Annotated in this window: 30 protein-coding genes; 15 read left to right on the forward strand and 15 right to left on the reverse strand. The window is 49.8% G+C overall.

Features of this window, described 5'->3' with window-relative positions; translation table 11 throughout:
* Nucleotides 1-14: 14 nt before the first annotated feature.
* Genes ACXAF9_RS09105 through ACXAF9_RS09120 form a run of 4 tightly spaced genes read right to left on the reverse strand, consistent with a single transcriptional unit; the run spans nt 15 to nt 3,912 of the window.
* Nucleotides 15-1,055: a glycosyltransferase gene (locus ACXAF9_RS09105; protein WP_475073150.1), complete on the reverse strand. Its 1,041-nt coding sequence runs from the start codon at nt 1,053-1,055 to the stop codon at nt 15-17.
* The gene (locus ACXAF9_RS09110; protein WP_475073152.1) at nt 1,055-1,756 is read right to left on the reverse strand and encodes a YrbL family protein; all 702 of its coding nucleotides are present in this window, start codon (nt 1,754-1,756) and stop codon (nt 1,055-1,057) included. The genes ACXAF9_RS09105 and ACXAF9_RS09110 overlap by 1 nt, the downstream gene beginning before the upstream one ends.
* Nucleotides 1,753-2,793 carry a glycosyltransferase family protein gene (locus ACXAF9_RS09115; RefSeq protein WP_475073155.1) on the reverse strand — a complete coding sequence of 347 codons (1,041 nt, stop codon included), beginning with the start codon at nt 2,791-2,793 and terminating at the stop codon, nt 1,753-1,755. Before ACXAF9_RS09115 ends, ACXAF9_RS09110 begins: the two co-directional genes overlap by 4 nt.
* A gap of 3 nt (nt 2,794-2,796) precedes the next feature.
* Nucleotides 2,797-3,912 carry a glycosyltransferase gene (locus ACXAF9_RS09120; RefSeq protein WP_475073157.1) on the reverse strand — a complete coding sequence of 372 codons (1,116 nt, stop codon included), beginning with the start codon at nt 3,910-3,912 and terminating at the stop codon, nt 2,797-2,799.
* 108 nt (nt 3,913-4,020) lie between these two features.
* Between ACXAF9_RS09120 and ACXAF9_RS09125 the strand changes: the two genes are divergently transcribed.
* The 5 genes from ACXAF9_RS09125 to rffA are packed head-to-tail and all read left to right on the forward strand — an operon-like array spanning nt 4,021 to nt 8,294.
* The gene (locus tag ACXAF9_RS09125) at nt 4,021-4,287 is read left to right on the forward strand and encodes a hypothetical protein (protein ID WP_475073160.1); all 267 of its coding nucleotides are present in this window, start codon (nt 4,021-4,023) and stop codon (nt 4,285-4,287) included.
* A 19-nt stretch (nt 4,288-4,306) separates the two neighbouring features.
* On the forward strand, nt 4,307-5,179 hold the full coding sequence (locus ACXAF9_RS09130) for a GT-D fold domain-containing glycosyltransferase (protein ID WP_475073162.1): 873 nt from the start codon (nt 4,307-4,309) through the stop codon (nt 5,177-5,179).
* Nucleotides 5,179-6,093 (forward strand): glycosyltransferase family 2 protein, encoded by a 915-nt coding sequence (locus tag ACXAF9_RS09135; protein ID WP_475073164.1) that lies wholly within the window; start codon nt 5,179-5,181, stop codon nt 6,091-6,093. Before ACXAF9_RS09130 ends, ACXAF9_RS09135 begins: the two co-directional genes overlap by 1 nt.
* A gap of 3 nt (nt 6,094-6,096) precedes the next feature.
* Nucleotides 6,097-7,149: a TDP-N-acetylfucosamine:lipid II N-acetylfucosaminyltransferase family protein gene (locus ACXAF9_RS09140; protein WP_475073166.1), complete on the forward strand. Its 1,053-nt coding sequence runs from the start codon at nt 6,097-6,099 to the stop codon at nt 7,147-7,149.
* A gap of 8 nt (nt 7,150-7,157) precedes the next feature.
* Complete coding sequence (rffA, locus tag ACXAF9_RS09145) at nt 7,158-8,294, forward strand: dTDP-4-amino-4,6-dideoxygalactose transaminase (RefSeq protein ID WP_475073168.1); 1,137 nt, start codon at nt 7,158-7,160, stop codon at nt 8,292-8,294.
* Here the strand turns inward: rffA and ACXAF9_RS09150 are convergent.
* The gene (locus ACXAF9_RS09150; RefSeq protein ID WP_475073171.1) at nt 8,291-8,707 is read right to left on the reverse strand and encodes a GNAT family N-acetyltransferase; all 417 of its coding nucleotides are present in this window, start codon (nt 8,705-8,707) and stop codon (nt 8,291-8,293) included. The two genes, rffA and ACXAF9_RS09150, sit on opposite strands and share 4 nt — an antisense overlap.
* A complete protein-coding gene (gene lpxL / locus ACXAF9_RS09155) occupies nt 8,707-9,633 on the reverse strand; it encodes an LpxL/LpxP family Kdo(2)-lipid IV(A) lauroyl/palmitoleoyl acyltransferase (protein WP_475073173.1) in 927 nt (308 codons plus the stop codon). The genes ACXAF9_RS09150 and lpxL overlap by 1 nt, the downstream gene beginning before the upstream one ends.
* A gap of 161 nt (nt 9,634-9,794) precedes the next feature.
* On the opposite strand from lpxL, the gene msbA reads away from it, so the two are divergent.
* The gene (msbA, locus tag ACXAF9_RS09160; protein ID WP_475073175.1) at nt 9,795-11,564 is read left to right on the forward strand and encodes a lipid A export permease/ATP-binding protein MsbA; all 1,770 of its coding nucleotides are present in this window, start codon (nt 9,795-9,797) and stop codon (nt 11,562-11,564) included.
* 2 nt (nt 11,565-11,566) lie between these two features.
* Nucleotides 11,567-12,844, forward strand: coding sequence for a lipid IV(A) 3-deoxy-D-manno-octulosonic acid transferase (gene waaA / locus ACXAF9_RS09165; RefSeq protein ID WP_475073177.1), 1,278 nt, complete (start codon nt 11,567-11,569; stop codon nt 12,842-12,844).
* A gap of 23 nt (nt 12,845-12,867) precedes the next feature.
* Here waaA and cyaY read toward each other — a convergent pair whose 3' ends face one another.
* Complete coding sequence (cyaY, locus tag ACXAF9_RS09170) at nt 12,868-13,194, reverse strand: iron donor protein CyaY (RefSeq protein ID WP_475073179.1); 327 nt, start codon at nt 13,192-13,194, stop codon at nt 12,868-12,870.
* Nucleotides 13,195-13,331: 137 nt separating this feature from the next.
* On the opposite strand from cyaY, the gene lptM reads away from it, so the two are divergent.
* The 6 genes from lptM to ACXAF9_RS09200 are packed head-to-tail and all read left to right on the forward strand — an operon-like array spanning nt 13,332 to nt 17,991.
* Nucleotides 13,332-13,499 carry an LPS translocon maturation chaperone LptM gene (gene lptM / locus ACXAF9_RS09175; protein ID WP_475073181.1) on the forward strand — a complete coding sequence of 56 codons (168 nt, stop codon included), beginning with the start codon at nt 13,332-13,334 and terminating at the stop codon, nt 13,497-13,499.
* A 34-nt stretch (nt 13,500-13,533) separates the two neighbouring features.
* Entirely contained in the window at nt 13,534-14,790 is a 1,257-nt protein-coding gene (lysA, locus tag ACXAF9_RS09180; protein WP_475073183.1) for a diaminopimelate decarboxylase, read from the forward strand.
* Nucleotides 14,791-14,807: 17 nt separating this feature from the next.
* Nucleotides 14,808-15,641 carry a diaminopimelate epimerase gene (gene dapF / locus ACXAF9_RS09185; protein WP_475073185.1) on the forward strand — a complete coding sequence of 278 codons (834 nt, stop codon included), beginning with the start codon at nt 14,808-14,810 and terminating at the stop codon, nt 15,639-15,641.
* On the forward strand, nt 15,638-16,336 hold the full coding sequence (locus ACXAF9_RS09190; protein WP_475073187.1) for a DUF484 family protein: 699 nt from the start codon (nt 15,638-15,640) through the stop codon (nt 16,334-16,336). The genes dapF and ACXAF9_RS09190 overlap by 4 nt, the downstream gene beginning before the upstream one ends.
* A gap of 19 nt (nt 16,337-16,355) precedes the next feature.
* Nucleotides 16,356-17,276, forward strand: coding sequence for a tyrosine recombinase XerC (gene xerC, locus ACXAF9_RS09195; RefSeq protein WP_475073415.1), 921 nt, complete (start codon nt 16,356-16,358; stop codon nt 17,274-17,276).
* Nucleotides 17,269-17,991 (forward strand): HAD family hydrolase, encoded by a 723-nt coding sequence (locus tag ACXAF9_RS09200; RefSeq protein ID WP_475073189.1) that lies wholly within the window; start codon nt 17,269-17,271, stop codon nt 17,989-17,991. The genes xerC and ACXAF9_RS09200 overlap by 8 nt, the downstream gene beginning before the upstream one ends.
* A 1-nt stretch (nt 17,992) precedes the next feature.
* Here ACXAF9_RS09200 and hemW read toward each other — a convergent pair whose 3' ends face one another.
* The 8 genes from hemW to ACXAF9_RS09240 all read right to left on the reverse strand — a co-directional run bounded on the left by hemW (nt 17,993) and on the right by ACXAF9_RS09240 (nt 24,381).
* Nucleotides 17,993-19,135, reverse strand: coding sequence for a radical SAM family heme chaperone HemW (gene hemW, locus ACXAF9_RS09205; RefSeq protein ID WP_475073191.1), 1,143 nt, complete (start codon nt 19,133-19,135; stop codon nt 17,993-17,995).
* A gap of 9 nt (nt 19,136-19,144) precedes the next feature.
* Nucleotides 19,145-19,744, reverse strand: coding sequence for an RdgB/HAM1 family non-canonical purine NTP pyrophosphatase (rdgB, locus tag ACXAF9_RS09210; protein WP_475073193.1), 600 nt, complete (start codon nt 19,742-19,744; stop codon nt 19,145-19,147).
* 8 nt (nt 19,745-19,752) lie between these two features.
* On the reverse strand, nt 19,753-20,208 hold the full coding sequence (locus ACXAF9_RS09215) for a DUF4426 domain-containing protein (protein WP_475073196.1): 456 nt from the start codon (nt 20,206-20,208) through the stop codon (nt 19,753-19,755).
* Between the two features lie 18 nt (nt 20,209-20,226).
* Nucleotides 20,227-20,817: a methionine biosynthesis protein MetW gene (metW, locus tag ACXAF9_RS09220; RefSeq protein WP_475073200.1), complete on the reverse strand. Its 591-nt coding sequence runs from the start codon at nt 20,815-20,817 to the stop codon at nt 20,227-20,229.
* On the reverse strand, nt 20,807-21,982 hold the full coding sequence (gene metX / locus ACXAF9_RS09225) for a homoserine O-succinyltransferase MetX (protein ID WP_475073202.1): 1,176 nt from the start codon (nt 21,980-21,982) through the stop codon (nt 20,807-20,809). Before metX ends, metW begins: the two co-directional genes overlap by 11 nt.
* A 176-nt stretch (nt 21,983-22,158) precedes the next feature.
* Nucleotides 22,159-22,713, reverse strand: coding sequence for a YggT family protein (locus tag ACXAF9_RS09230; RefSeq protein ID WP_475073203.1), 555 nt, complete (start codon nt 22,711-22,713; stop codon nt 22,159-22,161).
* Between the two features lie 97 nt (nt 22,714-22,810).
* Nucleotides 22,811-23,632, reverse strand: a complete 822-nt coding sequence (gene proC, locus ACXAF9_RS09235; protein ID WP_475073206.1) for a pyrroline-5-carboxylate reductase — start codon at nt 23,630-23,632, stop codon at nt 22,811-22,813.
* 44 nt (nt 23,633-23,676) lie between these two features.
* Nucleotides 23,677-24,381, reverse strand: coding sequence for a YggS family pyridoxal phosphate-dependent enzyme (locus ACXAF9_RS09240; protein ID WP_475073209.1), 705 nt, complete (start codon nt 24,379-24,381; stop codon nt 23,677-23,679).
* Nucleotides 24,382-24,489: 108 nt separating this feature from the next.
* Between ACXAF9_RS09240 and ACXAF9_RS09245 the strand changes: the two genes are divergently transcribed.
* Both ACXAF9_RS09245 and ACXAF9_RS09250 read left to right on the forward strand, forming a co-directional pair.
* A complete protein-coding gene (locus ACXAF9_RS09245; protein WP_475073213.1) occupies nt 24,490-25,524 on the forward strand; it encodes a type IV pilus twitching motility protein PilT in 1,035 nt (344 codons plus the stop codon).
* A gap of 65 nt (nt 25,525-25,589) precedes the next feature.
* Nucleotides 25,590-26,762 carry a PilT/PilU family type 4a pilus ATPase gene (locus ACXAF9_RS09250; protein ID WP_475073214.1) on the forward strand — a complete coding sequence of 391 codons (1,173 nt, stop codon included), beginning with the start codon at nt 25,590-25,592 and terminating at the stop codon, nt 26,760-26,762.
* Nucleotides 26,763-26,798 lie beyond the last annotated feature (36 nt).

Consider the following 26,798-nt stretch of genomic DNA (forward strand, 5'->3'; position numbering starts at 1 on the left):
GGCCAATCGATTGATCAGCGTGCAATGCGCTGATAAAAATCCACGTACTGTTCGGTGACGGTTTGTTTCGAGTAGTGGCTTTGATAAAGCGCAAAGGCCTGTTCGGTCAAATGGGCTTTCAAATCATCACTGGCTAATACGTCGTTAACCGCTTTTGCTAGCGCGCTGGCATCATCAATGGGTGTGATGATGCCGGTTTCACCGCTGGTGATCAGCTCTCCTGGCCCCTGAGAGTTGGTAGCAACGATCGGGCATTGGTGCGCCCACGATTCCATCACGATGGAGCCTAAGCCTTCGTGGCGTGAAGGGCAGACAAACAGATCTGCTGTGCGCATTAACGTGGTCACATCATCCCGCCATCCTAGAAAACGCACACGATGATCCAACCCCAATGTGTTACACAGTTTTTTCAGGTTTTGCTCTTCAGGACCTGAGCCTGCCAGCCACAGCGTTGCTTTAGGGATCTTCACCAAGGCGTGTAGTAAGGTATCGAAGGCTTTATTAACGTGCAAACGCCCTGCCGCCAGAATCAATGGCGCATCGGTTGGGGTGCCAAAGCTGTCACGTGGGAGTGGTTCGACCGGTGTTTCGTCAGCAAAATTGGGAATGTGCACAATGCGGTCTTTCGGAAAACCGCCATCGATCATGTGCTGGCAAATCCCTTTACTGATCCCCACCCAGTAGTCGGAGTGGTTGTAGTATTTGAGTTTGTAATAGTGACCAAGGCGATTGACCAAGATGTATTTTTTGGAGTTAGACGTGCTGCCACTGGCACGGCTCATCCATGTCATCACGATCTCTGGTTCGAAAGCCTTTAATGCGCGTCGGTATTGGTAAGCGCCTAATAAGTCGATAGGGCCGCCAAAGGTGAACCCTTGCGTTTCGACTCCATTGCCCCGCAGTGTATTGACCCGGTGCTCGTGGTTTCGGATAAAGGCTTTAACGGCCAACGCGTCTTGTTCGTTTAAACTAGAAACTAACCGAACAAAGAAGTTCTCAGCGCCGCCTTGAGCGGCTCCGGCCAAAATCTGAGCAACGCGAATCGGTGCGGTCATTATGTCTTGCCTTGTGTATCCAAACCGTCGTGTAACAACAGTCCATGGTAACCAGGAAAGGTATCGGAGCCTCGAAGGGCTAGAAGATCCTGAATACGAGTGTGTAAGTTATCGATGCGCTTTTGCGCCTTTTTTCGCTGTGTGGATTTAGGGAGCCACCAGTATGGGAAGAAATTAGGGCTGCCTAATCCATCTATAATAAATAAGCCGACAATCGCCCCTTGCTCATCCAACTGCACCACAATGTTGTGCAGCAGCAAATCCCGAGAGGGGAGGGCCAGCTCAACCCAGTGCTTGGCAAATTGACTGACGGCCTGTTGGCATTCATCGGTGTACCCGTGATCCCAAAGATACTGTTTTAACGTGTGGGACACATTGCCCTGTGCGTCACGTATCAGTTTAGAAACCAAACCTTTGCCAAGGTCGGTTTCAATAAACCCGAAGCATTCGCTCACCACTGAAAAGGCAGCTTCGCCTCGGTGGGTGTGAAACTCGCTTAACACACGATGCTCTTCAAGGTTGTCATCAAAGCTGCTTAACGGCTTTAAGGTCTTTGGAAAGCCTTTTTTCTTACGCAGTTGCTCCAGTGTAAAGTCGGGGCGGCGAACTTTGATGCAGCGGTCTGGGTATTCCGGATGAATAAAGCACAGCCGATTCCCACCACGCGCAAAAGGGGCTTCTTTGGACAGCGCTAGGCTCATTTTAAGCGGCCATCCAAGTGGATATCTTGGGCCCAAACATAGTCATGCGAGAACGCTGTTTGGGTTGACGCTTCGACGATGTACTGCGCGTACAGCTTAGAGTTCATCTCTTGATGGAAGAATTGGCGAGCCCTTTGCGCCCAGTAGCGACGTTTAGAATCATCACGGTGGAAATCTAAAATCTTGCTTTGAAGGTCCTCTTCATCCTTAAAATACACCACGCTTTCATCGGGTAATAAGGTATCAAAGCGAGGAGATTCGTGGGTGAATTGCAATATGCCGCTGCCCGCCAGCTGGGCCATACGGGCAGATGAGTACCAATACATACCCTCTTGGCGATTAAGATTTAACCCCATCTTTGTGCGCGCTAATGCGTTATCGTAATCGCGTCCCCATACAGGGGCTTCGCCAAAGCTGCCAAAGGTTTTGAAATTCACCTCGGGGGTGATCGCTTCTTTGATCCGGCCAACCATGGCTAAGCGCTCAGTAAAGTCATTGCTGTTGCTGCAGAACAGAAGGTCAATGTCCAAGTCGGTTTTGATGGAGTTGTCCAAGGTTTCGATGGATGGATCAACGGGGTTAGGCATGTGGTACAAACGGGCGCCTAAACCTTCAAAAATGGACAGCTCACGGCGACCTGTGGATACAAAAATAGCATCGCACACATCCGCTCGGTGCTTAATGCGCTCAACATTGGAGGGCACAAACAAAGGGTCATTATTGCAGTGGGCGATAACGAGGTTTGGGTTGCTGCGCTTGATCTGGGCCAGTGTTTCGTTGGTGATCATATCGCAGTGGCCTGCAATGATCAGGTCCGGATCAAAGGCTTCAACCGTATCGATCAGATGCTTATTGGCCGCTTTCTTGCCCAGATCTCGAATCTTGAGGAAGGCTTCGTTGGAGGCAACGTCACGATCACTGTAGTTCTTCACATAATGATCATTTTTGATCAGACCAAACGTCAGTTTTTCTGCCCAGCTAACACGGGTTTTTCCGTAACGTTTAAGCTGTTGGTACGCAACGTGAAGTACTCTCATAGATCATCCATTCATCAATGTGTGGTAGACCTCAAGGGTTTTGCTCACTTGATGGTCTATATAAAAAGCTTCGGGTAATTGTAATTCAGGTTGGTGGTCGAGTGTATCGCAAACCCGTTCGACAAAGGCATCCAGATTGTCGGATTCGACTAAACCTTGTGGATAACAATAATTCAGAGACTCGCTGGCACCGCCGCGATCAAAGGCGATCACAGGGCTTCCGCAGGCGATGGCTTCAGGGACGGTGCGACCAAAAGGTTCTTCTTTGTTGGACATATGGCAGGTGACATCAGCTAAGCCATAAAAGGCCTGAATATCATTGCGGTGACCCACAAAGGTTACTTTATCTTTGAGCCCTAATGTGTCTCTTTGTTCGATCAGCTCTTCAAAATAATGCGCTTTTTGAGGCTCAGCATCCCCAACGACTACGCCGTGTGCTTGTGGGCGTAGCTTAACGAGCATGGCCATCATCTTGAGAAATGCCTCTTGTCCTTTCCAGCGTGTAAGGCGTCCTGGCATGACAATGATCTGCTTATTCTCAAGTTCTGGGTAATCCACAAACAGCTGCTGTTTCCATTCATCTGTACAGGCGTTCAGGTTAAACGCGTGCGGGTCTAACCCCCGATAAATGCGGGTTATGCGCTGAGAGGGGACGCCGTAGTTCTTCTCAATGTAAGCCTGAACACAATCCGACACAGCAATGCAGTGCTCAGCTTTCGCCATAATGGCGCTGTAGCGATTGACCGAATACAAACCATGAAAGGTGCTGACGAGGTGCGGACGTCGTACTGCTGGGATTTTTCGAAGGGCGAGCCAAACCAGCCAAGCAGGCAATCGGGAGCGCACGTGCACAATATCGGGTTGAAGCGTTTCGATCGCACGCCGAACGGCTTTTACGTGTCGCAAAGAAAACAGTGACTTTTTGTGCACCGGCAGTTGAAGATGCTCAGAGCCTTCTCGAACTAAGCGCTCAACCAGTTGTCCCCCATTGGACATAACGGTAGAGCGATGACCTTGCTTAACCAACTCCCGTGCAAATTCAATGGTGCCCCGTTCTACCCCGCCAGAGTGAAGAGCCGGTAGTACCTGTAATACATTCAATTGTTGAGAGTTTTGCATAGATCCTGCTCGTTACCGTTAGGGCTCGGATTATTACAGGAGTCCCTCAAATTGTCTAAACAAGCCGAGCCAGTCATGGTACCTTTCCGGTGACATGAAACCCAACCCTTGGCGGTTGATAGCGAGATTTTCAATCAATCGGTGTTTGAACAACTGTCACCCAAAGCCGATGATATTTGGCTTAAAGCGATGAGCCTTAAAAAAGGCACTAAAGTAAAGGTAGTGCCTGACTCTCGTGATTGGGGGATGCGTTTTGTTACCATTGAAGGGTCACAGAGGTTTAAATTGAAAAGCGGGAATAAGTGCATCAATACGGGTAACGATGTGCAATTGCAAAAAGTGATGGATCATTACCAGTTAAGCCATCGCGCTTGATTAGGACAAAAAGATGAGCATGAAAGGTATAAAAAAATTCTTGTTACGACGGTTTGGGCAGTTGGTTACCGCTTTTTGCTTTAACAAAGAGAAGAAACAACGTGCACGTGATTATTTTGATGATCAGATCATTGATCTTTATCGGGATGAGATCCAAGGCTTTATTGATGCTTACCCTAAGGTCAATGATGAAGAGGTGACCATTGATAACATCATCCAAAATAAGCTAAGTATCAGTCGATTCGGTGACGGTGAGTTTAAGCTGATCGTTGGAGAGGTTCATAAGTCTTTCCAAGATGTAGATCAAGAGCTTAACTCGCGCATGCTTGAGGTGCTCAACAGCAAAGATCCTAGGGTATTGGTCGGAATCAATAATGTTCTGGATGCTCAAAAGATAGGCCGTGTTTGGAGTAAATTTATCATTCGAATCGGACCAGAAGTATTGGGGCTACTCGATCGTAGTCGAGTGTATGACTCTTCTGAAATTTTTCGAAAGTTTCCAGAGCACAGTGAAGAAGCTTTTCTTTCCCGAGTTAAGAAAATTAAGTCGATCTGGTTAGATCGAAAAATTGTTTTTGTGGTGGGTAAGAACAGTCGGTTTTTCCTAGAAGAAGAGCTTTTTGATAACGTTCAATCCATCGATTATGTGTATGCACCGGCGCGAAATGCTTTTCACGAATACGCCTCGATTCTTGCGCAAGCCAAAGAGTTCGACCCTAAAGAGTATTTGATCTTCGTTGTGCTAGGGCCTACCGCAACAGTGATGTCATATGACCTTGCTTTATCCGGTTATCAAGCGATCGATTTTGGGCAGATGCCAAGTGTCTATCGCCGTGCTAAACAGCGAGTATTTGGTCAACCGGACATTGATCTGACAGAGCGTTTAGGTTGATGGAAAAGACAGAGAAGTTTCGCGTAAATATCGGCATTTGCACCTATAAACGACAGGCGCTGCTAGAGCAATGTCTACTGAGTCTGTCGAAGGTGTTGATTCCCGAAACTTGTCAGGTTTTTTTGACGGTAATTGATAATGATGAGCACGCTTCGGCTAAGAAGTGTGTCGAAACCGTATGTGATCAACTGAGTTTCGAATACGCCTACCTCGTGGAGCCGAAGCAGGGGATACCTTGTGCGCGAAATAAAGCGGTGAATGTCAGTCTCGAACGTGGGTTTGATTATCTGATCTTTATTGATGATGATGAAACCATCGAACCTCGTTGGTTACTTGAGCTGTTGGCCTTTTCTCAGTCAACTAATCCAGATGCCGTCATACATGGTCAAGTCATCCCACAGTTGCCGCAAAACACGGATGAGAGTATCAAGTCACTTTTTAAGGTGGGTAAGCGTTACACGGGAGAGTCGCTAACGGCTTGTGCCACGGATAACGTGCTGATTCCTATGTATCTGTTTACTGATCTAGGGCTTAGGTTCGATGAGTCTCGTCCGCTGGCCGGTGGTACAGATACTATTTTCTTTACGCAGGCTTCTCAGCAGGGCGTCGCGATCATTCAATGCAATGAAGCCATTGTTTATGAAACGATCCCCCCCATTAGAACCACTCTCAAATGGTTGATGAAGCGAAAGTATCGAGCTGGCTTGACGGACGCTTGGCGTAAACACCAAAAAGGCAAATCTAAGGTCCGCATCGCTATTTCGGCTGCTGTGCAGATGTTGATGTCGTGTTTCGCTTTATCCCTTTTTGCTCTGGTGTTGAACAAAAAAAAACGGAACCGCTCGCTGCTAAAAATAGCGAAGGCTTATGGTGTGTTTAATGGCGTTTTTGGTGCTGAGGTTGATAGTTATTAATTTATGAATCTGCATGTTGGTAAGTTGAATAAATTTATACCCAGCTTTATGGGGTTTTATGAGCAGAGGTTGCCTGAGCTGTATCGAGATGATAGTTTTTTCTTTACAGGTGATCGAGAGAAATACACGGTCAATGATCTTAGCTTAAAGCATTTCCCTAAAGGGCTACTGAATTCGATCATCTTTTACGTTTTTTTTTCTATTAAAGCGTATCAAGCGGACAAAATTGTCTTGCATGGTCTGTTTGAGAAGAAAGTCTTGTATGCGCTTTTCTTGCAGCCGTGGCTGCTTAAAAAGTGCGCATGGATGATTTGGGGTAATGATCTCTATGTGTATAGAAAAAACCGAGGCAATAAGAAGAAACGTAAGTTAGAGCGTATCAGACGCTTTGTCATAAAGCGATTCGGCTATTTAGTCACCTATGTGAAAGGTGATGTTGCGTTAGCACGTGAATGGTATGGCGCTACTGGAAAGCACGTACACTGCATCTTATATACGTCGAATGTATTCGAGGAACGTGATCTGCAAAGAGAAGACTCACCGACCATCAACGTTCAAGTTGGTAACTCAGCCGATCCTAGCAATGCACATGAGCCCGTATTGGAAGGCTTAAGTCGAATCCATTCTGATGTTGATTTTCATGTTTACGCCCCTTTATCTTACGGGAATCAAAAGCATGCTGATTGCATAGAGCAGAAGGGAAAAGACCTGCTGGGCAAGCGATTTACCGCCATGCGTAATTTTATGCCGATCGATGAGTATTACTCTTTTTTAGCGAATATTGATGTCGCCATTTTTAATCACGATCGACAACAAGGTATGGGTAATATTATTAACTTACTTGGGCTGCGCAAAAAAGTTTTTATGCGTAGCGATGTTACGTCGTGGACTATTTTAAAAGAGCTTGGGCTGCATGTGTATGATGTTGCGTCGCTTGACCTTACAACGTTTAACTCAGCTGAGTTGAATGAAAATTACCGCATTATTACCAAAAATTTCTCCAAAGATGCGTTGGCTGAGCAGCTCAATGTGCTTCTTGGAACAAACAATAAGTGAGAAACGAGATGATCCCATTCAATAAGCCGCCTAAATTCGGTAATGAACTCGGCTACATCAGTGAGGCTCTTGAAAGTGGGAAAATTTCAGGTGATGGCCCTTTCTCCCTTAAGTGTCACCAGTGGTTTGAATCTAAGCTGAGCTGTGCAAAAGCACTACTGACACCCTCTTGTACACACGCGCTTGAGATGGCCGCTATTTTGATTGATATCCAGCCAGGTGATGAAGTGATTATGCCAAGCTTCACGTTTGTCAGTACGGCCAACGCGTTTGTGCTGCGCGGGGCCGTGATTAAATTTGTGGATATCCGACCTGATACGAAAAATATGAATGAGGTACTTATTGAGGCGGCGGTGACCGAGCGAACTAAAGCCATAGTACCGGTTCATTATGCAGGTGTGTCCTGCGAAATGGATAGCATCATGTCCATTGCTAATAAATACAGCCTCTATGTTATCGAGGATGCCGCTCAAGGCATGTGTTCAACATACCAAGGCAAAGCGTTGGGGACTCTTGGTCATATGGCGGCTTACAGCTTTCATGAAACCAAAAATTATACCAGCGCTGGTGAAGGTGGATTATTGATCATTAATGATCAGAAATTCGTTGAAAAAGCTGAAGTAATCCGCGAAAAAGGAACGAATCGCAGCCAGTTTTTCAGAGGTATGGTCGATAAGTACAGCTGGGTAGATGTCGGTAGTAGCTATCTTCCCTCCGATGTTCAGGCGGCGTACTTATGGGGTCAGTTAGAGAAAGCGGATGAGATTAATCAGGCGAGGCTGAAAGTTTGGAATCGTTATTACCAAGGTTTCTCAGGGCTTGTTGATAAAGTTTCACTGCCATCCATTCCTGATGATTGCACCCATAATGCCCATATGTTTTATATGGTATTGGAGTCGCAAGAGATAAGAGCGCAATTGATAGAGCATCTAAAAGCGGATTCCATAATGGCCGTATTCCATTACGTTCCTTTGCACACCTCTAGAGCTGGTCAACGATTTGGTGAGTTCGTTGGTTGTGATGCCGAAACCTTAAGAATCAGTGATTGCCTTTTAAGGTTACCCATCTGGTACGGCATGGCGGAATCCGATGTTGATCGTGTCATTGACTCCGTAAATCGCTTTTTTGATCACCATTCTAGCTAGGTAAACAACTGCATTGCGACACCGCTTTCCTCAAGCCCGCAGCGTTCATAGAAGCCGGTGTTGTGTGGTTTGCATTGAAGAGCAACTTTGTAACACTGTTGCTCTTTTGCAAATGCACATAAATGTTCAATCAACTGCTTTCCTAACCCTTGCCCTCTGTAGCTTGAATGGGTCACGATATCTTCGATGTGTCCCATCTTTCCGCCCCTAATCTTTGTCTCGATGATAATCGAGCCGTAACCAATGACGTGTTCATCATCAAGTAATACAAACGAGTGTACGTTGTTTTGGCTAGAGAATGATTCCCAAACCGAGTCCAAGCTATTTTCTTCAGGTTTGAAAGTAGAAATGTCTTGTAAAAGATCAATGACTGAATGAAGGTGGCTCTTGTTCAGAGGGGTGATTTTACCCATCACACTTTCCCCATCTTTCTATACAAATACCCCTTCCCTTCAGGGTGGCTCTTAAACCGTCGATGAACCCACATATACTGAGCGGGCGACTTCCGAATCATTCCCTCAACCACCTCGTTAACGCGGGTGGCATCAGCAACATCGTCGCCAGTTGGGAAGTCCTCAAGCGGTGGCTGCATCTCGATGATGTAGCGACCTTCATCTGATCGGCGCATGGATAATGGGATTACAGCACAGCCCGACATTTTGGCAATCCGTGCTGTCGCGGTGATGGTCGCAGCTTGAACGCCGAAAAAGGGGGCGTAAACCGATAGTTTCATACCTAGGTCTTGATCGGGGGCATACCAAACGGCTTTGCCCTCACGAAGGCGTTTGACTAGCTTTCGAATATCACGTTTTTCGATCAGCTCTTCGAAAAACTGCTCGCGGCCCTGTTTGGAGAGTTTCTCAATCACAGGGTTGTTGTTCTTACGGTACATACCGTCGTATTTCATGTGCTGCGCCAGTATGCCACCTGTGATATCGAGTGACGTGAAATGGGCACTCAAGAAAAGAATCCCTTTACCTTCCTGTTGGGCTTTTTGCACATGTTCAAAGCCAATCACCTCACCCAGGGGTATTAAACGTTCGGGTTGGGGCCACCACGCCATACCCGATTCGATAAGCGCGATGCCTTGCTCTTTAAAAATGGTCTTCACCAACGTCGCTTGCTCGGCGGCGCTGAGTTCTGGGAAGCACATTCTAATGTTGGTTTTTGCAACGTGACGACGATCCGGAGCTACGTAATAGAGCACTCGACCAAACAAGGTGCCGAGGGAGCGTTGGAGCGATAGCGGCAGTTTGTTGATCAACCAGACAAAAAACAGACCCAAATGGGTTGGCCAATAAACCGGATGCCAAAGTTGTGTGGGGCGTTGTTTCTTCATTAACGTGTGATCGTGGTGTATTTGCTGGCTAGTGTAACGCTTTTAAACCGAGATGAAACCCTCACCATTTTGAGGATAATCATAGGTTTGCTGTGGATATTGCCGCTGGCTGGTAACAGCCGATGGTGTACAATGCCCCTTTTTCCTAATGTGTCGAGAGTATGAAGGAAAGATCGGAACACCCTTCAGAAGAAGGTAACGGCCTGCGCTTGTATCTGCGCTTGCTGTCCTACGTGAAACGCCAATGGCCGCTTTTTTTGATCAGTGTAGCGGGCTTTGCCTTGTATGCCAGTACTCAAGCTGGGTTCGCAAAATGGATGGAAACCGTCGTTCAGGCCATCGAGCAAGGTGGGCTTGAGAATCGTGGTTGGCTGGCTCTCAGTGTATTGGGCCTGTTTGTTGTTCGCGGTACGGGCACCTTCTTAGGTAACTATTTTATTACTCGAATTGCTCGCACGTTAGTGCACGAGCTGCGTTTGGAGCTGTTTCAAAAACTGCAGCGTCTACCGAGTGCCTTTTACCATAAGCACAGCTCCGGCACTTTGCTGGCCAAGCTCACTTACAACGTAGAGCAGGTAACCGGTGCGGCGACCAATGCGGTCAAAGTTGTGATTCAAGAAGGCCTTACGGTGATAGGCCTCTTTATCTATATGGTTTACCTCAACTGGAAGCTGACCCTGATCTTCTTGGTGGTCGGGCCTTTGATTGGCCTTTTAGTCTCGTACGTATCCAAGCGGTTTCGTCGCTTAAGTAAGCAGCTACAAGACTCGATGGGCAGTGTGACCAATTCGGCCTCCGAGGCGATTAAGGGCTATCAAGTGGTGCGTACCTTTGGTGGTGAGTCGTTTGAGATCGACCGTTTTAATCGTGTCAGCCTTAAAAACCGTGATCAATTCATGAAACTGATGATCACGCAGGCGCTATCAACCCCGGTGGTTCAATTTTTGGTGGCGTGTGCGTTGGCGGCTTTGATGTATTTCGCCATGGAGCCCGAAATCATGGCGACCATGAACACCGGTGAGTTCATCGCATTTATTACGGCCGCGGGCATGCTGACCAAACCGCTTCGCCAACTAACCGATGTGAACAGCGTGATTCAAAAAGGGATCGCGGCGGCACAGAGCGTGTTTGAAACCATGGACGAACCTGCCGAGCAAGATACTGGGTCGCGTACCCTATCGCGTGCTAACGGGGCGCTTGAGTTAAACAACTTAACTTTCCGGTACCCTGGCACCGATCGAGATGTGTTAAAGCAGATCGAACTCACCATAGAGCCGGGCCAACATGTCGCGCTGGTAGGGCGCTCTGGCAGTGGTAAATCTACATTAGCGGGGCTTTTACCGCGCTTTTTTGATACGGAAAAGCCGGAGCAAATTTTACTCGATGGGCACCCGCTTCAAGAGTATAAGCTGAATGACCTTCGTGATCAGATTGCTTTGGTGAATCAGCAGGTGATTCTCTTTAACGGAACCATCGCCGAGAACATTGCCTACGGAGCCTTGGCTTCGCGTTCAAAAGCCGAAATCGAGGCGGCTGCCAAAGCGGCTCATGTCATGGAGTTTGTAGAGCAATACCCCAAAGGCTTGGATACCATGGTCGGGGAGAACGGCGTGCTTCTGTCCGGTGGTCAGCGTCAGCGCATTGCGATTGCTAGGGCGATCTTAAAAGATGCGCCGATCCTGATTATGGATGAGGCGACATCGGCCTTGGACACCGAGTCTGAACGCCACATCCAATCAGCCATGGAGCGCGTGATGGAAGGGCGAACCACCTTGGTGATCGCTCACAGGCTTTCGACCATTGAACATGCCGATCTGATTGTTGTGATGGATCAAGGTCGAATCGTCGAGCAAGGCTCGCATAAAGCCTTGATGGATAAAGGCGGCGCTTACGCCCAACTGCACAACTTGCAATTCGATGATGAGGCCTAACGATGTCCCGTTTGGTGCACGCTTTGTACACCTTGCTGTTTACCGTGTTGCTGCCGGTTATTGTTTTACGGCTTTGGTGGCGTGGGCGCAAAGCGCCAGGTTACCGAGAGGGGATTGCTGAACGCTTTGGGCGTGTGCAAACCTCTCATGCTAGGCCTTTGTGGGTACATGCGGTGTCGCTTGGGGAGTCGATTGCGATCTCCCCAATGATTGAGCGCTGGTTGGCGGATCACCCCGACATCCCCGTGTATGTCACCAACATGACGCCGACTGGGCGCGATCATATCCGCAAGCAGTTTGGCCAACGGGTGACCCAAAGCTACTGCCCTTATGATGTCCCAAGTTTTTTGAACGTTTTTTTAAATCGTTTAAACCCCATCGCATGCGTTGTGGTCGAAACCGAGCTTTGGCCAAATCTTGTCCGCGCCTGTTTTAAAAAGCAGGTGCCGCTGCTGGTGGCCAATGCGCGTTTGTCGGAGCGCTCAGCTAAAGGGTATCGCAAGTTTCACGTCTTAAGCGCCCCCATGCTTTCACGTATCACCCACATCGTAGCGCAAAGCCAAGCCGATGCCGATCGCTTTATTGGGCTCGGCGTCCCCAAAAGTGGCGTCACAGTCTCTGGCAGCATCAAATTTGATATTCATTTGGATGCGGATAAAACTGAGTTAGGTCAGTCATTAAGATCACAATGGTTGGGCGATAACCCCGAAGCGTTTGTGTTGATGCTGGCCAGCAGTCATGCCGATGAAGAAGCTCAGTTTTTAGCAGCGTTTCAGCCGTTGCTCGCGACCTATCCTAAGCTTCGGTTGTTGATCGTGCCACGCCATCCGGAGCGCTTTGCACCTGTGTGGCAGCTCATATCCGAATCAGGCAGCTCAGCCTCACGACGCAGTGATATCTCTGAAGGGGCTATTCTACTGGGGGACTCGCTGGGTGAGATGATGGCGTATTACTCGATGTCTGATGCGGTCATCATGGGCGGTAGCTTTGTGGATGTGGGTGGTCATAACCCCATTGAGCCTGCGATCTTATCGGTGCCTGTGGTGATGGGGCCGCACTTTCATAACTTTAAGGTCATTACCGAGGCGATGGTCGAGCGTGGTGCCATGTGGCAAGTTGCTTCGATGTCGCAGGCGAAATCGGTCGTGGTTGACGCGCTGGAAAAGCCTGTCCTATGTCGTTCAGTAGGGGAGGCGGCAAGCGTCTATGCTCGTGAGCAGCAGGGAGCACTGGGGCGCTTGTTGCAGCAGGTGGAGTCGATCGCGGGCATCGATCCGTAAGCATCCATGCCCTGAATGCGAGATTAGATCTCGAACGTCAGTGTTTCACCGGCTTGTTCTTGAAAGGCTTCGTTGAAGACATCGGCGATTTTGGCCTGGTCGGAATCACGAATCCACGTGTTTTGCTCTGCATCCCAATCAAAATGAAAGCCGCCACTGCGGGTGGCTAACCACAGCTGGCGAACGGGCGTCTGTCGGGTAAAGATCAGCTGAGAGCCATTCTCACATTTGATGGTCAAAACACCGCCGCTGATGAGGTAATCCAAATCCGTTTCGGCATCATCTAAGCGCTCTTCGACGGTATTCAGTGTGTCGTCTACCAGTGCGTAAAATTCTGTTTCAGTCATCATTATGCGGCTACCTTTTAAGGTGAGTAATACGGTTCGGGCCAAGTATATCAGTAATCCCTACCGGATCGCTTCATGTTGGTCGTGCTTCGTGGGTATAATGCCATCATTCATTTTCATTTTTAGATCAGGTAGAGAACGTGCGCTGGATCACCCTGTTAGTCTTGGCTGGAGTATTAGCTGGATGCGGCCAAAAAGGCCCTTTATTCCTTGAATCCAATAAAGCTGAGTCCTTAAAAACCGACCCGTCACAAACGCCGTCGCAAGACGCCTCCCAAGGGCGTGATCAAAACACCACCGCGCAATAATCATTGCCTAACCTGATGAGTTTAGTGAGTAGCCATGGACAACTTTGAATACCGTAACGGCCGCCTTTTTTGCGAAGAAGTGGCGTTAACTGAGATCGCCAATCAATTTGGTACCCCAACGTACGTTTACTCCCGTGACGCCCTAGAGCGCGCTTATCTTGAATACGCCAACGCGCTTGAAGGTCGTGATGCCTTGGTCTGCTTTGCCGTTAAAGCCAACAGCAACCTAGGTGTGCTGAATGTTTTGGCTCGTTTAGGTGCCGGGTTTGATATCGTGTCTTTGGGTGAACTTGAGCGTGTGCTTAAAGCGGGCGGTGACCCTGCTAAGATCGTATTCTCAGGCGTTGGCAAGCAGCCACACGAGATCGTTCGCGCGCTAGAGGTAGGTATTCACTGCTTTAACATCGAGTCCGAAGCGGAGCTTGAGCGCATCAGTGCCGTGGCCGGTGAGTGCGGCAAAGTGGCTGATATCTCTTTCCGTGTGAATCCCGATGTCGATGCAGGTACACACCCCTACATCTCGACAGGCCTTAAAGAGAATAAATTCGGTATCGCGATTGATGATGCGCTTCGCATCTATCAAAAAGCCGCGGCGCTGCCGAACCTGAACATCGTGGGTATGGATTGCCATATTGGTAGCCAACTGACCGAAATCGCGCCGTTTATGGATGCGATGGATCGATTGTTGGATCTGGTGGATCGTTTGGCCGAGCAAGACATCAAGATTCGTCACCTTGATATGGGTGGTGGATTAGGGGTGAACTACACCGATGAGACGCCACCAACGGCCACCGCTTACATCGAGTCGGTGTTGAACAAACTGGAAGGTCGCGATCTTGGATTGATCTTCGAGCCGGGTCGCTCCATTGCCGCCAACGCGGGTGTTTTGCTGACGCGTGTCGAGTTCTTGAAAGAAACCGAGCACAAAAACTTTGCCATCATAGATGCGGCGATGAATGACCTTATCCGCCCCTCTTTGTACAGCGCTTATCAAGAGATTATCCCGACAGAAGAGCGAGAAACCGGTGAAGCCAAAGAGTTTGATCTGGTAGGACCTGTCTGTGAAACCGGTGATTTCTTGGGTAAAAACCGTTTGCTGAACTTGGAAGCTGGCGACCTGTTGGCCGTTTGCTCGGCCGGCGCTTATGGCTTTGTGATGAGCTCAAACTACAACACCCGGACCCGCGCGGCCGAGGTGATGGTGGACGATAATCAAGTATTCGAAGTGCGTGCTCGCGAAACATTAGAGGACTTACTGCGCGGTGAGTCGGTAGTACCAGAGCGTCAGTAAGCTTACAGAGATCGGTTATGTTAGTTCGTTTTACAAAAATGCATGGGTTAGGCAACGACTTTATGGTCGTCGACTTGATCACACAGCGCGTCAAACTCAGTGAAGAGCGCGTTCGTGAATTGGCCAATCGTCACACAGGGATTGGCTTTGATCAGTTATTGATTGTAGAGCCGCCGACCGACCCCGACGCGGATTTTAAATACCGTATCTACAATGCCGATGGCTCTGAAGTGGAGCACTGTGGCAACGGTGCGCGCTGCTTTGCTCGGTTTGTTTTGGATAAGCGTTTAACCACGAAGCGTAAAATCGCCGTGCAAACCGCCAAAGGCCGTGCGCTGTTGAGTGTACGCGATGATGAGTTGGTGGAAGTTAACATGGGGCCGCCTGAGTTATCCCCAAGTGCGGTGCCTTTTGATGCGCCTGCAAAAGCGTCTGAGTACGAGGTCGACGCCAATGGCCAAACAGTACTGCTATCGGCGATTTCGATGGGGAATCCACACGGCGTGATGCTGGTGGATAACGTTAAAACCGCGCCGGTTGAAACCTTTGGCCCGGTACTTGAAGCGCACCCGCGTTTTCCCAATAAAGCCAACATAGGCTTTATGCAGGTGATTTCGGGCAACGAGATTAACCTTCGCGTGTACGAACGGGGCGCGGGCGAGACGCAAGCCTGTGGTACCGGTGCGTGTGCAGCGGTCGTCTCTGGCCGCCTGCGTGGTATTTTATCGAACACTGTGACGGTTCACTTACCTGGTGGGGATTTAGAGATCTCCTGGGCAGGCGGTGAAACGGACCCTGTCATCATGACTGGACCTGCAACGACTGTATTTGAAGGGCAGATCATCTTATGAGCCAAGAGCAAACGCCGACCCCGACAACGCCATTGGATTCCGATCTAGTGGCCGATTTTTTGGCGGAGAACAGCGATTTCTTCAATAACTACCCCGCGTTACTCGAAGTGATGAGCGTACCGCATAATGCTGGGAAGGCGGTGTCGCTGGTTGAGCGCCAAACCTCCTTGCTGCGTGAGCGTAACCGACAGTTAACGCTGCACATGAGTGATTTGATCGACATCGCGCGCCATAACGATTCTCAGTTTGAGAAGACCAAACGTATGGTGTTGGCGTTGCTGGATGCGGCCACCTTAGATGATGTCGCCGTTGCCCTTGAAGAGAGTCTGTGCCGTGATTTTTACGGCGATGCGACCTCCTTAGTCTTGTTTGCCGATCAGCCTTTGAACGTTAACAACCTGACCATGATTCCACGCGCCACCGCCGGGGTTGTGGAAAACTTGCTGCGCTCTAACCTTCCGGTGTGCGGACAGCTGAAAGCCGTGGAAAACCGCTTCCTATTTGGTGAAGATGGCACCTTGGTACAGTCGGCGGCGGTTGTGCCTTTGGTGAAAGGCGATACCATCGGTTTATTAGCCATTGGCAGTCACGACCCGTTCTACTTCCAAAGCAGCCAAGGGACCCTGTTCTTAAGCTATGTGGGTGAAGTGCTTAGCCGAGTGGTCAGCCGCATCCTCCATGAGGAGCCGGTGTAAACCGGATGATCCTGTGTCGATGCTGAACCAGTCGTACTACGACGCCCTGCATCCACACACCGAGGCGTTCCTACGCTTTTTAAAAGTGGAACGCCAATACTCCCCCCATACCTGCCTTAATTACCAGCGCGATCTGGATCAGTTCGTTGGGTTCATGGCCGATTGTCGAGTGGATGATTGGAATGCGGTGAGCGAAGCACAAGTGCGTGCCTTCATTGCTGAACGCCATCGCGAAGGCATCATTGCCAAATCCCTGCAACGACAGCTGTCGGCGATTCGAAGCTTTTATAAGTTTCTCGTCAGGGAGCGTCTGGCAACCCACAACCCTGCCGCTGGGGTTAAAGCGCCGAAAGCCAGTCGACATCTGCCTGAAACCTTGGATGTGGATCAGATCAACCATCTTTTATCCTTCCCCGTTGAGGATGCGCATTCGGCGCGGGATAAAGCGATGTTGGAGTTGGTGTATTCATCGGGGCTGCGTGTTTCTGAGTTAGTTTCACTAAACTTGTACGATCTTGATCTCTCCTCCGGTGAAGTGAGTGTCACGGGTAAAGGGCGAAAGATGCGGCGTTTGCCGGTGGGCTCGGTGGCAGTATCGGCCCTTAGGCATTGGCTTAAGTACCGCATCATGTGGGATCAGCACGGTGAGGATGCACTGTTTTTGTCACAGCACGGTCAGCGTTTAAGCGTACGTGCGGTTCAACAGCGTTTTGATCATTGGGCAAAAAAAATGCACACTCAGGGCAAGGTGTACCCGCACAGGCTGCGTCACAGTTTTGCCAGTCATGTGCTGGAATCCAGTCAAGATTTACGGGCCGTGCAGGAACTGCTAGGCCACGAAGACATCTCAACCACACAGATCTACACCCATTTAGACTTCCAGCATTTAATGGATGTCTATGAAAAAGCACATCCAAGAGCACGGAAGAAAGATGATTAAATGCATAACCTTTGACCTTGATGACACCCTTTGGGCAGTAGACCCCGTGGTATCGGCGGCCAACCAAACCTTGTACGATTGGTTAGCGCAGAATGCGCCCTTGTTTGTCAGTGCGTATCAGGTATCCGACTTTATGGGGCAGCTCAAGGAGCGCGTGCTTAAAGTACAACCTGAGATCGCCCACAGTGTGACCCAGATTCGCCTAGCAGTATTGGAAGAGGGCTTAACCTCGGTAGGCTACTCACAAGCCGATGCCAAAGCGCTTGCTGAAAGTGGTTTTCAGGTGTTTTTAGAAGCACGCCAGCAAGTGACGTTTTTTGAACATGCGTTGGCCATGCTTGATGAGCTAAAAGCCAAAGGGTATCAATTAGGGGCGATCAGTAACGGTAACGCTAAGATTGAGTTCACAGGCCTGTCCCATTGCATGGACTTTCAGTTAAACGCCGATGAGGCGGGTGTTGAAAAGCCGCATCCGGACATCTTCTATCAAGTGCTGGAGAGCCAAAAACTGCGTCCTGAACAAGTGATCCACATTGGTGATAACCCAGTAGCGGATGTTCAGGGTGCGAACGATGCAGGCCTTTGGAGCATCTGGGTGAATTTAAAAGGCGAGGAGTGGACTCACGGTCATAAGCCCTCTCAGGAAGTGCGCTGTTTAACTGAAATCCCATCTGCCATAGAGCTGATTGAGCAGCAAAAGCGCGCTCAGCTTTAAGTTACACATCCCACTCTAGAAACGCTTCCAGCACATCGTTTAGGAAGCGTTGACCTAAGGGCGTGGTTTGAAGGCGATCTTCAACCATCAGCCCTTTCGCGTGTAATTGATTGAGCAAAGGCTGGATCGTATTCATATCCAGTCCCGTCCGAGCGGTGTATAAATCGCGCTCAACACCGTCTATTAGCCGTAGCGCGTTCATCATAAACTCAAACGGACGATCCTCGTGCTCAATGTTGTTTTGACCGCCAATAGGGTCGATGGCATTGAGGTAGGCTTTTGGGGAGCGTTGTTTCCAGCGGCGTATAATTTGACCATCGTCCATGGTGATCTTCCCGTGCGCGCCTGCACCCACGCCGATGTAATCGCCAAAACGCCAATAGTTAATATTGTGCTTAGCCCGGCTTGCTGAGCGTTTCGCATAAGCCGAGACTTCGTATTGAGTAAAGCCCGCGATGTTTAAGCGATCATGTCCTGCTTGTTGAATGGCCCATAAAGACTCATCTTCCGGAATCACAGGTGGCTTTGCAAAGAACTCCGTATTGGGCTCGATGGTCAGTTGGTACCAAGAAAGATGATCGGGGCCTAGCGCCAGCGCAATCTCTAAATCGGATAACGCTTGTTCAGGTGTTTGGTTGGGTAAGCCATGCATCAAATCGATGTTTAATCGATCAAACCCTAACGCTTTAGCGCACTCAATGGCGGTTTGTGCTTCTTCTCCTGAGTGGATGCGCCCAAGCTTTTCCAAATGCGTTTTATCAAAGCTCTGTACGCCAACCGATAAGCGATTCACACCTGCCGCCCGAAAACCTGCAAATTTTGCTTGCTCAAACGTGCCGGGGTTGGCTTCCATTGTAATCTCGATATCATCCACGAAGGGGATCAATCGATTCGCACCCTCCAAAACTTCTCCAATGGCGTTTGGGGAAAATAAACTGGGAGTGCCGCCGCCAATAAAGATCGTCTCTAGAGGGCGGCCGTGTGCGGCCAATGCTTCACATTCAAGGTCACGAAGCACGGCTTTGACGTACGCCTCCTCCGGAATCTCATCGCGCACGGCGTGCGAGTTAAAGTCACAATAAGGGCACTTTTTAACACACCACGGAATGTGGACGTACAGCGAGAGCGGCGGAAGTGAGTTCATGGATGCGTTTTAACCAAGGTAGTTTTTGATCTGTTCCATGAACTGTTTTACCGCCTGTCCTCGGTGGCTAATAGCGTGCTTATCTTGAGGTGATAGCTCTGCGGCCGAACATGCCTTCTCTTCGATATAGAAAAGAGGGTCGTAGCCAAAGCCCTGTTCACCACGAGGTTCCGTAAGGATACGGCCTTCAAGTGTGCCTTGGCAGATCAGAGGCATCGGATCTTTTGCATGGCGCATGTAAACCAATACGCAGCGGTAACGTGCCGTGCGTTGTGCGTCTGGCACCGCTTTCAGGGCATCCAATAACTTTGCGTTATTGGCTTGATCCCCCTTGCCGCCAGAATAGCGCGCCGAATAGATACCGGGTGCGCCATCTAAAGCGTCCACTTCTAGTCCTGAATCATCAGACAGCGCTGGTAATCCGGTTACATCGCACGCATGGCGGGCTTTTAAAATAGCGTTCTCGACAAAGGTGAGACCCGTTTCCTCGGCATCGCTGACGTTGAGCTGCGCCTGTGGGATCACGCTGATCTGCATCGGCGCGAAGATCTCACTAAACTCTTTTAACTTACCAGCATTGCCGCTGGCTAATACAATTTTATCCGTCATGGTCATGCCTAGTCGGTGAAAAAGGTTTGCTTAAAACGAAGCGGAATCGCTGCTTTATTTGGATCGGGCTGCACCGTCAAATCAAACGAGAGCTCTTCCTCGTTAGCAAAAGTAAATTCGCTTAGGTAATACTGAGCGCTGCCCTCTTTAATCGAGGTAAAGCGCAGTGCCTGAACCTGACCTAGCCGGTTGCGCGCCTCGCCTTGAATCAAGGCAGTAGAGGGCGTTGTTGGCTTTCCGCTTTCGTTGTTAAACACAGCTATGTTCAAAAGCGCCGAGTATTTACTGCGCACAATGCCATTTTCCTGAGCCGATTGTGGGGCAATGGCGGTGCTATTAAAGGCATTGTAATGCACGGTGTAGTGTTCGGTTTCAATGGTTTGCTCGGCATACGCTGTGTTCGCCAATGCCCAAGCGTTTGCTGCCAACACCAAAAGTCCGCTTAAAAACGTCCGTCGATTCATTGCTCCATCCCTAGTGATTTAACGAGTAATCCGGTAAATAGCGATCTCGCCCAGCATGTTGGGCCAAAGGTGATTCCACCAACGGTCCCTGTGCTCGTTATCCACAACCGTACGATTCAAAATTCGGATGTTGCGCTCGTAGCACAGGTTTTCAAAATCCTTAAAGGTACAAAAGTGGATGTTCGGCGTGTTGTACCAGGTGTAGGGCAAAAACTTAGAGACCGGCATTTGACCACGAAACGCGAGATAAAAGCGCGCGCGCCAGTGACCAAAGTTAGGGAAGGTAACAATGCCCTCTTTACCGATGCGCAGCATCTCTTCAACGATCAGATCCGGATGGGTCATGATCTGGAGTGCTTGGGTCATCACCACCGAATCAAAGCTGTTGTCTTTGATGCTGGCCAAGCCTTCATCAATGTCTTTTTCAATCACGTTTACACCCCGACTAATGCACTGTGTGATGTTGTTGTGATCGATCTCAAGCCCATAGCCTTGTACCTGATTTTGATGAATCAGGTGCTCTAGTAATTCACCATCGCCACAGCCTAAGTCCAGCACGCGGGTATTGGGTTTAATCCACTCACGGATGATGTCCAGATCAGCTCGCATGGTGTGTCTCCTTGGAGGTCGGTGCCGGAATATCAAGTGCCACACGGCTCATATAGGCTTTGAAGATTTCCATATAACGAGGGATTGGCAATAAAAACGCATCGTGTCCTTGAGGCGCATCGACCTCGGCATAGCTGACCTCTTTACCGGCTTCGACCAAGGCGTCCAGAATCTCTCGTGAGCGCTCCGGCGAGAAACGCCAGTCGGTTGTAAACGACACCAGCAAAAAACGGGACTGAGCCTTCGATAAAGCTTTGGCCAAATCGTGTTGATGATCGGCTGCAGGGTCAAAGTAATCCAAAGCCTTGGTCATCAACAGATAGGTATTGGCATCAAAGGCGGTGGAAAAACGCTCGCCTTGGTACTGCAAGTAAGACTCCACCTCAAACTGGGGGTTAAAGTCGAACATCAGCTTACCGGTCTTCATTTCACGGCCAAACTTTTCACGCATGCCATCATCGGACAGATAGGTGATGTGGCCCACCATACGTGCCAGCATCAAGCCTGTGCGCGGCAGGTCATTGTGATCGGTATACCGGCCTTGATGAAACCCCGGGTCTTTAGAGATGGCTTGGCGCGCTACCTCGTTAAAGGCGATGTTTTGTGCAGAGAGCTTGGCCGCCGAAGCGATCACGATGCAGTGGCGTAAGCGCTCAGGGTAGGAGATCGACCATTGCAGCGCTTGCATGCCACCAAGGCTACCGCCAATGATGGCGGCCCATTGTTGAATCCCTAAACGATCCGCCAAGCGGGCTTGGCTTTCCACCCAATCGGGTACCGTCATTAACGGAAAATCAGGCCCAAACGGTTTGCCAGTGTTGGGGTCGATCTGATTGGGGCCGCTGGAACCATGACAGCCGCCAAGGTTATTTAGGGCAACAACAAAGAACCGATCTGTATCGATCGCTTTGCCAGGGCCGATGGCACTGTCCCACCAACCAGGCTTACTCTCACCTTCATGAAAGCCTGCCGCATGGTGATGGCCAGATAGGGCGTGGCAAATCAAAATCGCATTGGAGGCATCCGAATTTAAGGTGCCGTAGGTTTCGACCATCAAGCGGTATTGGTTCAACGTGCGGCCGCACGCAAGCTCTAATGGGTCGTCAAAATCAAAAGCCTGTGGCGTTACTAAGCCAACAGAATCGTCTGGGTAAGTGTGTGACATCTCACGCTCCTAAAAAGAAAAAAGAACAACGGAGTTAAACGTGAGCGTCACATCTCGTAGAACAGGAGTTCGCACCGATGCAAAAGTAGATCAAGCTGCAGTCGATTAAGTGCGTTCAAGGTTGAATGGCTCCGAAAACTAAGCGGTTTGTATCGTATTTATCCTGCGCTATTCAATCAAAGAAGCAGCGTTTGTGGAAGCACGTATACTTCAATTAACTGAATGCTCAAGAAAATAAAGATCGGCGACAGATCCAAACCGGCAATGGGCGGGATAATGCGCTGGAAAAGCCCAAATACGGGAGCGGTCAGTTGCTGAATCAACTGTGGCGCAGGGTGATAGCTGCCTGGGGCCACCCAGCTGATGATCACAGAACCAATCACGGCAAAAAAGTAGATCTGCAGAATGATCTTAACCAAAATGACGACGCTTTGGATCAAGATTAAGCCGATGGCTTGCTGCAAAGGGTATCCGCTGATCGCAATCAGAGCGGTGAGCAGTAGGGCGGTTAAAATCCAACCCAGCACCAAAGGGGATATATCCAAACGGCCGACTTTAGGCAGCATCTTTTGAAAGGGCGTTAACAGCGGCTGAGAGATTTTAACCACACTTTGCGAGATAGGGTTGTAGTAATCAGCACCGGACAGTTGCAGTAAAAAGCGCAGCACAACCACGCTGATGTACATAAGGCCAAGGGTACTGATAAGAAACAAAATAGGGTTCGCACTCATAGGAAATCAGCTCTTTGTGATGATTGAACGCAGTATAGAATCTTTAAAAACGCGAGTGAACCGACTTGCCTTACGGATAAGCCGGTTTCGCGGTGGCTTACTTGCCCAATAGCTCAGACAACTCAACGGAGCGATCGGCACACGCTTTCATCGCTTTTTCGACCAAACCTTCTAACTGATTGGCTTGGAAAGACAAGATCGCTTGTTCGGTGGTGCCTTTTGGCGAGGTCACACGACGGCGCAGCTCGTCCGGCTCGACATCACTTTGCATGGCCATCTCGGCGGCACCGCGCGCTGTTTGCAAGGTCAGCTGCTTCGCGACATCGGCCGGTAAGCCTTGCTCAATGCCCGCTTTGATCATCGATTCCATAAACAGGAAGTAGTAAGCAGGACCAGAGCCCGATACCGCTGTGATGGCGTGAAGTAACTCTTCCTCTTCAACCCACATCGCAAGGCCAACGGCCGCCAGTGCGGCTTCAGCGCTCTCTTTTTGCGCCGCCGATACGTTTGCGTTGGCGTACAGGCCGCTCGCACCCATGCCCACTAAAGCTGGCGTGTTAGGCATGCAGCGTACGATGGCCTGATCACCACCGGCCCACGTATCGATGCTTTCGGAGCTGATGCCCGCTGCGACTGAGACAATCAGCTTATCGCGATTGGTAAAGCTTGGGGCCAAAGGTTGTACTACGTCTTTCAGAATTTGAGGCTTAACCGCCAGAATGATCACATCACAGGCGTTGATCGCGGCTTCGTTGTTGTCGGTAACGTTCACCCCTTGGGCTTTTAGGTCATCTAAACGGCTGATTTCAGGTTCAGAGGCCCAAATATTGGAAGCGGGAACCCCTTTTTGCAGCAGGCCACCTAAAATAGCGCGGGCCATGTTACCGGCACCGATGAAGGCAATCTTGGTTGAACTCACGTTTACTCCTTATCAATCGACATCGCAATAGCGATCAAAAACAGTTATGGGGCATCCGGTTTCGGCGGTCGAGGGCCAAACAGTGCAGTACCAATGCGCACCATGGTAGCACCTTCTTGAATTGCGATCTCCATATCATCGGACATCCCCATCGATAGAGTGTCTATAGAAGGGTGCAGCGCTTTGCAGCGGGTAAACAGCTGAGCCATCTCATGAAGTGCGAGATGTTGTTCGGACGTATCCTGAGTGGCTTTGGGGATTGCCATTAAGCCGCGCAGCGTGATTTTGGGCAGCGTGGCGATCTGATTCAGCAGCTCTTCAGCTTCTTCGGGTAAACATCCTGACTTGGTTTCTTCGCGGCTGATGTTGACCTGCACACAGATGTTTAACGCCTCATGCTCATCTGGGCGTTGATCATTTAAGCGCTTAGCAATTTTGAAGCGATCGACACTGTGTACCCAGTCGAATTGCTCGGCAATAGGGCGGGTCTTATTGGATTGAATCGGGCCGATGAAGTGCCACCCAATGGCCAAATGTCCCAGCGCGTCCTGTTTATCGAGCGCCTCTTGAAGGTAGTTTTCGCCGAAGGCGCGCTGCCCTAGCTGGTAGAGGGTTTCGAGTTCATCGCTTTTGCGGGTTTTACTCACCGCCAATAAGTGAACTGATGATGGTGTGCGTCCGGCGGCTTTTTCAGCATTTTGGATCTGCTGGGTAATGCGTTGGTAGTTCTCTGCTATGCTTGTTGTCATATGCTCATGTAGTCACGGGAACTTTCTGGTTTAATAACCCATTCGCATGGGCCGCTCTTTATTGTGAAGTAACCCAAGAGAATTAGTAAGCCCCTATTTAGGTACAGTATGGATATCACGGAACTCCTTTCGTTTACGGTTCAGCAAGGCGCGTCGGATCTACACATCACAGCCGGTATGCCTCCTCTTATTCGAGTCGATGGTGATGTGCGTCGTATTAAGCTCCCTGAGCTTGAGCACAAGCAAGTTCAATCCTTGATTTACGACATCATGAACGATAAAACCCGCAAACAGTATGAAGATACGTTTGAGGCGGACTTCTCGTTCGAGGTGCCAGGGCTTGCCCGTTTTCGTGTGAACGCCTTTAACCAAAACCGCGGTGCGGCCGCTGTGTTTCGTACCATCCCAAGTAAAGTCCTAACCATGGATGACTTGGGCATGGGCAAGGTGTTTCAAGACCTGTCCATGCAAGCGCGTGGCTTAGTGCTGGTCACCGGCCCAACAGGTTCGGGTAAAAGTACCACGCTTGCCGCGATGATCGACTATGTGAACGATCAGCGCGCTGACCATATCCTCACCATCGAAGACCCGATCGAATTTGTTCACGAGAGCAAAAAGTCGCTGGTCAACCAGCGTGAAGTGCACCGTGATACGCAAAGCTTCTCGAACGCGCTGCGCTCGGCGCTGCGTGAAGACCCGGATGTGATATTGGTCGGTGAGATGCGTGACCTTGAAACCATCCGTTTGGCGCTGACCGCGGCCGAAACGGGTCACTTAGTGTTTGGTACCTTGCACACCACCTCGGCAGCCAAAACCATCGACCGTATCATCGACGTATTTCCTGCCGCGGAAAAAGATATGGTACGCTCCATGCTTTCCGAATCGTTACAAGGGGTTATCTCGCAAACCCTGCTTAAGAAAGCCAGCGGCGGCCGCGTAGCGGCACACGAAATCATGGTGGGTACACCGGCCATTCGTAACTTGATTCGTGAAGACAAAGTAGCGCAGATGTATTCATCCATTCAAACGGGCGCTGCATTTGGTATGAAAACCTTGGATCAGTCCCTGACGGAGCTGGTCCAGAAAGGGCTTATTTCGCGTGAGACCGCGCGTGAAAAAGCCAAGAACCCGCAAGCGTTTTAATTTTGCAGTCGGCGGCTCCAAGGGTGTGAGCCGCTTTTAAAGATCAATATCAGGAGTGTTTCAGAGTGGAGTTTACTCAGCTGTTGAAAGTGATGATTGAGCGTGGCGCGTCAGACTTGTTTGTCTCCGCCGGTGCTCGTCCCAGTATTAAGGTAGATGGTGCTGTTAAGCCACTGACCAAGGAACCACTGAAACCCTCTCAAGCGCGTTCGCTCGTGTATGCGACCATGAACGATAAGCAGATCTCAGAGTACGAGTCGACGCACGAATGTAACTTTGCGATCAGTGCACCGGGCCTTGGGCGCTTTCGTGTATCCGCGTTTGTGCAGCGTAATACCCCTGGCATGGTGTTACGTCGAATCAACACCTACATCCCAAGCTTCGAAGAGTTAAACTTGCCGTCGGTCATGAAAGATCTGTCCATGACCAAGCGCGGTTTGATTCTGTTTGTCGGTGGTACCTCGACCGGTAAATCGACCTCGTTGGCGTCGATGATTGACTACCGTAACCGCCACAGTCGTGGTCACATTATCACCATTGAAGACCCGATTGAGTACATCCACGAGCACAAAGAGAGCATCGTTACTCAGCGTGAAGTGGGGCTTGATACAGATTCGTTCGAGATCGCCTTGCGTAATACGCTTCGCCAAGCGCCGGATGTGATTTTGATGGGTGAGATTCGTACTCGCGAGTTGATGAAGTACGGTTTGTCATTCGCCGAAACCGGTCACTTGTGTATGGCGACGCTTCACGCCAACAACGCCAACCAAGCGTTGGACCGTATCATCAGCTTCTTCCCGCCAGAGCATCACGATCAGGTGTGGATGGAGTTGTCGCTGAACTTAAAAGCGATTGTGGCTCAGCAGCTGTTGCCAACCAAAGATGGCAAAGGCCGTCGTGCGGCGATCGAGGTGATGATTTGTACACCATTGATCCAAGACTTGATCCGTAAGGGTGAAGTACACGAGATCAAAGATGTGATGAAAAAATCCAATAACCTTGGGATGCAGACCTTCGACCAAGCTCTGTTCGAACTCTACAAAGAGGGCGCGATCAGCTACGACAACGCCTTGGCGCACGCGGATTCGGCCAACGACCTTCGCTTGATGATCAAGTTGAACGCCGATACCAACCCAGACTTGACCACATTGTCCGAGGCGGAAAACGATTCGTTATTCCTGCAAGAAGACGGCGATTATCTGAACCTGTCGGACGATTTTGAAAATCGTAAATTCTGATCAGGACGATACGCAATAAAAAAAGCGCACTGTTGA

The organism is Neptunomonas sp. ABH4_499 (assembly GCF_056160565.1).

Coding starts and splice junctions, on each gene's coding strand:
- ACXAF9_RS09105 (WP_475073150.1), bottom strand. CDS start 1,055: ATGACCGCACCGATTCGCGTTGCTCAGATTTTGGCCGGAGCCGCTCAA.
- ACXAF9_RS09110 (WP_475073152.1), bottom strand. CDS start 1,756: ATGAGCCTAGCGCTGTCCAAAGAAGCCCCTTTTGCGCGTGGTGGGAAT.
- ACXAF9_RS09115 (WP_475073155.1), bottom strand. CDS start 2,793: ATGAGAGTACTTCACGTTGCGTACCAACAGCTTAAACGTTACGGAAAA.
- ACXAF9_RS09120 (WP_475073157.1), bottom strand. CDS start 3,912: ATGCAAAACTCTCAACAATTGAATGTATTACAGGTACTACCGGCTCTT.
- ACXAF9_RS09130 (WP_475073162.1), top strand. CDS start 4,307: ATGAAAGGTATAAAAAAATTCTTGTTACGACGGTTTGGGCAGTTGGTT.
- ACXAF9_RS09135 (WP_475073164.1), top strand. CDS start 5,179: ATGGAAAAGACAGAGAAGTTTCGCGTAAATATCGGCATTTGCACCTAT.
- ACXAF9_RS09140 (WP_475073166.1), top strand. CDS start 6,097: ATGAATCTGCATGTTGGTAAGTTGAATAAATTTATACCCAGCTTTATG.
- rffA (WP_475073168.1), top strand. CDS start 7,158: ATGATCCCATTCAATAAGCCGCCTAAATTCGGTAATGAACTCGGCTAC.
- ACXAF9_RS09150 (WP_475073171.1), bottom strand. CDS start 8,707: ATGGGTAAAATCACCCCTCTGAACAAGAGCCACCTTCATTCAGTCATT.
- lpxL (WP_475073173.1), bottom strand. CDS start 9,633: ATGAAGAAACAACGCCCCACACAACTTTGGCATCCGGTTTATTGGCCA.
- msbA (WP_475073175.1), top strand. CDS start 9,795: ATGAAGGAAAGATCGGAACACCCTTCAGAAGAAGGTAACGGCCTGCGC.
- waaA (WP_475073177.1), top strand. CDS start 11,567: ATGTCCCGTTTGGTGCACGCTTTGTACACCTTGCTGTTTACCGTGTTG.
- cyaY (WP_475073179.1), bottom strand. CDS start 13,194: ATGATGACTGAAACAGAATTTTACGCACTGGTAGACGACACACTGAAT.
- lysA (WP_475073183.1), top strand. CDS start 13,534: ATGGACAACTTTGAATACCGTAACGGCCGCCTTTTTTGCGAAGAAGTG.
- dapF (WP_475073185.1), top strand. CDS start 14,808: ATGTTAGTTCGTTTTACAAAAATGCATGGGTTAGGCAACGACTTTATG.
- ACXAF9_RS09190 (WP_475073187.1), top strand. CDS start 15,638: ATGAGCCAAGAGCAAACGCCGACCCCGACAACGCCATTGGATTCCGAT.
- xerC (WP_475073415.1), top strand. CDS start 16,356: ATGCTGAACCAGTCGTACTACGACGCCCTGCATCCACACACCGAGGCG.
- ACXAF9_RS09200 (WP_475073189.1), top strand. CDS start 17,269: ATGATTAAATGCATAACCTTTGACCTTGATGACACCCTTTGGGCAGTA.
- hemW (WP_475073191.1), bottom strand. CDS start 19,135: ATGAACTCACTTCCGCCGCTCTCGCTGTACGTCCACATTCCGTGGTGT.
- rdgB (WP_475073193.1), bottom strand. CDS start 19,744: ATGACGGATAAAATTGTATTAGCCAGCGGCAATGCTGGTAAGTTAAAA.
- ACXAF9_RS09215 (WP_475073196.1), bottom strand. CDS start 20,208: ATGAATCGACGGACGTTTTTAAGCGGACTTTTGGTGTTGGCAGCAAAC.
- metW (WP_475073200.1), bottom strand. CDS start 20,817: ATGCGAGCTGATCTGGACATCATCCGTGAGTGGATTAAACCCAATACC.
- metX (WP_475073202.1), bottom strand. CDS start 21,982: ATGTCACACACTTACCCAGACGATTCTGTTGGCTTAGTAACGCCACAG.
- ACXAF9_RS09230 (WP_475073203.1), bottom strand. CDS start 22,713: ATGAGTGCGAACCCTATTTTGTTTCTTATCAGTACCCTTGGCCTTATG.
- ACXAF9_RS09240 (WP_475073209.1), bottom strand. CDS start 24,381: ATGACAACAAGCATAGCAGAGAACTACCAACGCATTACCCAGCAGATC.
- ACXAF9_RS09245 (WP_475073213.1), top strand. CDS start 24,490: ATGGATATCACGGAACTCCTTTCGTTTACGGTTCAGCAAGGCGCGTCG.